The organism is Anaeromyxobacter sp. SG66, assembly GCF_022690805.1.
GTDB classification, from domain to species: domain Bacteria; phylum Myxococcota; class Myxococcia; order Myxococcales; family Anaeromyxobacteraceae; genus Anaeromyxobacter; species Anaeromyxobacter soli.
On record NZ_JALCZC010000205.1, the window covers coordinates 1 to 3,056 of the forward strand.

General features: G+C 74.9%; 5 protein-coding genes. 3 read left to right on the forward strand and 2 right to left on the reverse strand.

Annotated features, from left to right (window positions below; translation table 11 throughout):
* Window positions 1-99 precede the first annotated feature (99 nt).
* On the reverse strand, window positions 100-336 hold the full coding sequence (locus MNZ39_RS23765; RefSeq protein ID WP_242341555.1) for a hypothetical protein: 237 nt from the start codon (window positions 334-336) through the stop codon (window positions 100-102).
* 32 nt (window positions 337-368) lie between these two features.
* Window positions 369-794 (reverse strand): universal stress protein, encoded by a 426-nt coding sequence (locus tag MNZ39_RS23770; protein ID WP_242341556.1) that lies wholly within the window; start codon window positions 792-794, stop codon window positions 369-371.
* Between the two features lie 352 nt (window positions 795-1,146).
* Between MNZ39_RS23770 and bfr the strand changes: the two genes are divergently transcribed.
* The 3 genes from bfr (at window position 1,147) to MNZ39_RS23785 (ending at window position 3,010) form a co-directional block, all read left to right on the forward strand.
* A complete protein-coding gene (gene bfr, locus MNZ39_RS23775) occupies window positions 1,147-1,629 on the forward strand; it encodes a bacterioferritin (protein ID WP_242341557.1) in 483 nt (160 codons plus the stop codon).
* Window positions 1,630-1,693: 64 nt separating this feature from the next.
* Complete coding sequence (locus MNZ39_RS23780; protein WP_242341558.1) at window positions 1,694-2,149, forward strand: MarR family winged helix-turn-helix transcriptional regulator; 456 nt, start codon at window positions 1,694-1,696, stop codon at window positions 2,147-2,149.
* A gap of 111 nt (window positions 2,150-2,260) precedes the next feature.
* Window positions 2,261-3,010, forward strand: a complete 750-nt coding sequence (locus MNZ39_RS23785; protein ID WP_242341559.1) for a hypothetical protein — start codon at window positions 2,261-2,263, stop codon at window positions 3,008-3,010.
* Window positions 3,011-3,056: the final 46 nt, after the last annotated feature.

The following is a 3,056-nucleotide window of genomic DNA, read 5'->3' on the forward strand; positions in this document are numbered from 1 at the left end:
TCGCTTCGCTCGCCTGTTCGCGAATCGTAACGGCCAGCACGCCGGCGGGGCGCTCCATGAGTGCCCGGCCGGCGCCGGCGTGGTGCGCCGCCCTGAGGTCTAGGCGCGGTCCCGGATCTCCTTCGCCCCCGCGGTGTGCGCGCAGTGGGCGCCGCAGAAGAACTTCCCGCCAGCCTCCACCCCGTGCCCGATCACGTGGCACCCGCAGCGCTCGCAGTGCGGCGCGAGCGCCTGGATCGCGCACTCGAAGCTGTCGAAGACGTGGTGCGCTCCGGCGGCGACCACCTCGAACGCCTTGTCGTACTGGTTCCCGCAGACCTCGCAGCTTCCGGTCATGGCAGCTCCTCCTTCGCCTCCTACGTCCCGGGTCACGCCTTCCAGCCCGGGTGAACCGTGAGCACCGGGCATGGAGCGTTGCGGACGACGCCCTCCGCGACGGAGCCGGTCAGCATGTGCTCCCGATCGACGCGCCCGTGCGTCCCCATCACGATGAGATCGACCTTCCCCGAGGTCGCGAACGCCACGATGGCGACCTCCGGCGATCCGCCGGCGCGAGCGACGGTGACCTTCAGGGCGCCCAGGCGCTCCGCGGTCTCCTTCCACGCCGAGAGCTCTCCGTCGAGCCCTCCCGCGGGCGGCAGCTCCGTCGCCACCCGCGCGGCGGAGTCCGCGTAGAGGAGGACGAGCTCCGCGCCGAGCCTCCGGCACAGGTCCGCCGCCACGCGCAGGCCGGCCTGCGCCGGCTCCGAGAAATCGACCGGACAGCAGATCCTGCTCCACTCCAGCGGCGCCATGCGCTCCCTCCCGGCCCGCGGGCCGCGGCCTCGTCCGACTCCGAAGAGAGCGTAAGGAGCCGCCGCGCCCGCGGCGCTCGTCATGCAGGGTCGTGCCGCGGGCGCGAGCCTGCCGTGCGAGTGCCCGCCGCCCAGGTCCTCTTCCCCCCCTCCACCGGCCCGCCGCGCCCTGGAGGTCGCCCATCGCGCGGGGCTCGCGGCTCGCCGGCGGAGGTGACGAATGGGCGAGGGGGATGCGACGCCGCCATGATCCCCGCCCATCACGGAGGCAGCCCCCCTGGACCCACGACGGGGGCGCAGCCGCGATCTAGGAAGGGCGTCTGCTCGCAAGGGCCTGAACGCTGGAGGACGCATGCAGGGCGATCCCAAGGTCATCGGACTCCTCAACGACCTCCTGTCCGGCGAGCTCACGGCGGTGCACCAGTACATGCTCCACGCGCGCATCTGCCAGAACTGGGGGTACGCGCGGCTGTTCGAGAAGATCCACCACGAGTCGCGCGACGAGCTGAACCACGCGGACGAGCTGATCGCGCGGATCCTCTACCTCGACGGCGCGCCCGACGTGCAGCGGCTCGGGACCGTCGCGGCAGGCTCGAGCGTGCACGAGCAGCTGAAGCTGGATCACGCGCTCGAGCGGAATGTCCGCGACGCGCTGAACTCCGGCATCGAGCGGTGCCGAGAGGCGGGTGACAACGGCACCGCCGAGCTGCTCGAGCGCCTCCTCGAGGAGACCGAGGGGCATCACCACTGGCTCGAGACGCAGCTCGCCGCCATCGAGCAGATCGGGATCTCGGGCTATCTCGCCGAGCAGCTGAAGGGCGACGGAGGCAGCTGACGGGCGCCCGGGGCGCGGCGCGCGGACGGTTGCGGGCGGCGGCGAGGTTGCTTATACAACTCCCATGAGCCGGACCCCCGTCGCCGCCGCCTCCGAGGAGATCGCCGCCGAGTGCCTGGCGAGCCGCGCCCGCTTCCTCGACCGCCGCCTCGCCTCGATCTACGAGCGCGCCCTGCGCCCGCTCGGCCTGCGTCGCACCCAGCTCACGCTCCTCGTCGCCACCGCGCGGGCGGGCGAGCGGGCGACGCCCACGGTGGTGGGTCGGGCGCTGCAGCTCGAGAAGTCCACCGTTAGCCGGGAGCTGGCCCGGCTGCAGGCGCTGGGCTGGGTCCGCGTCGAGCCCTCCTCCGACGGCCGGGCGCAGCGCCTCTCGCTCACGGCCGCCGGCGCCCGGACGCTCGAGGCCGCCCTCCCCCTCTGGCGGAAGGCGCAGCGGGAGGCACGTGCGCTCCTCGGCGATCGCGGCGCCGAGGCGCTCGCCGCGGTGACCGTGAGGCTCCATCCACGCTTCGCGGGGTAGAGGCCCCGCGCTCGCGCTCTCCCCGGGCCAGGGCGCCCGGCCCGGGGTGGCGGTGGTTTCGGGCGCCAGGTTGTACGTACAACGCGGGCTGTCGGCTCGCGGGAGGTTCACATGGCAGCGCTCGTTCCCGGGTTCGTGTGGCCGATCGTCATCGGCGTGGACGTCCTCCTCATCGCCTTCGTGGTCCTCGCCCTCCGCCGGTACGCCGGACGTGGCGCGGCGGCGGCGGGGGTGCTCCTCGGGGCCTGGCTCCTCCTGGTGGCTATCCTCGCGGCGACGGGGGCGTTCGCCGGCGCGCCGGATCGCCCGCCGCGGATCGGCCTCGCCATCGCCGCACCCATCCTCGCCGGCGGCCTCGCCCTCCTCGTGTCACGCACGGCGCGCGCGCGGGCGCTCGCGATCCCGCAGGCCTGGGTGGTCGGGATCCAGTCGCTGCGCCTCGTCGGCTTCGTCTTCCTGGTGCTGTACGCGCGCGGTGGGCTCCCCGGCGCGTTCGCGCTCCCGGCCGGCTTCGGCGACGTGGCGGTCGGCGCCGCCGCGCCCCTCGTCGCGTACGCGCTCGCGACGGGCAGGCGCCACGCGCCGCGCCTCGCGGTCGCCTGGAACGTCGCCGGGCTCCTCGACCTCGTGGTGGCGGTCGGCGCGGGCGCGCTCTCCGCCCCGAGCTCGATCCAGGTCTTCACGAGCGGCCCCTCGTCGGCCGCCATGGCGGAGCTCCCCCTCTCCCTCGTCCCCACGTTCGGCGTGCCGCTGTTCGTGCTCCTGCACGCCGTCTCGCTGCTCGGCCTTCGGGCCAGGGGACGCGCGCGCGCCGGGCGCGCTGGCACCGCTCGCGAGGCCACGCCCGCGCTCGCGCGGTGAGGCCCGCCCCGCGGCGGCCGTCCCGGGACCCCCCCCGCCGGCCGCC

Bases quoted from the DNA above. Each gene is read 5' to 3' on its own strand.
- MNZ39_RS23765 (WP_242341555.1), bottom strand. From the start codon at position 336: ATGACCGGAAGCTGCGAGGTCTGCGGGAACCAGTACGACAAGGCGTTC.
- MNZ39_RS23785 (WP_242341559.1), top strand. From the start codon at position 2,261: ATGGCAGCGCTCGTTCCCGGGTTCGTGTGGCCGATCGTCATCGGCGTG.
- MNZ39_RS23780 (WP_242341558.1), top strand. From the start codon at position 1,694: ATGAGCCGGACCCCCGTCGCCGCCGCCTCCGAGGAGATCGCCGCCGAG.
- bfr (WP_242341557.1), top strand. From the start codon at position 1,147: ATGCAGGGCGATCCCAAGGTCATCGGACTCCTCAACGACCTCCTGTCC.
- MNZ39_RS23770 (WP_242341556.1), bottom strand. From the start codon at position 794: ATGGCGCCGCTGGAGTGGAGCAGGATCTGCTGTCCGGTCGATTTCTCG.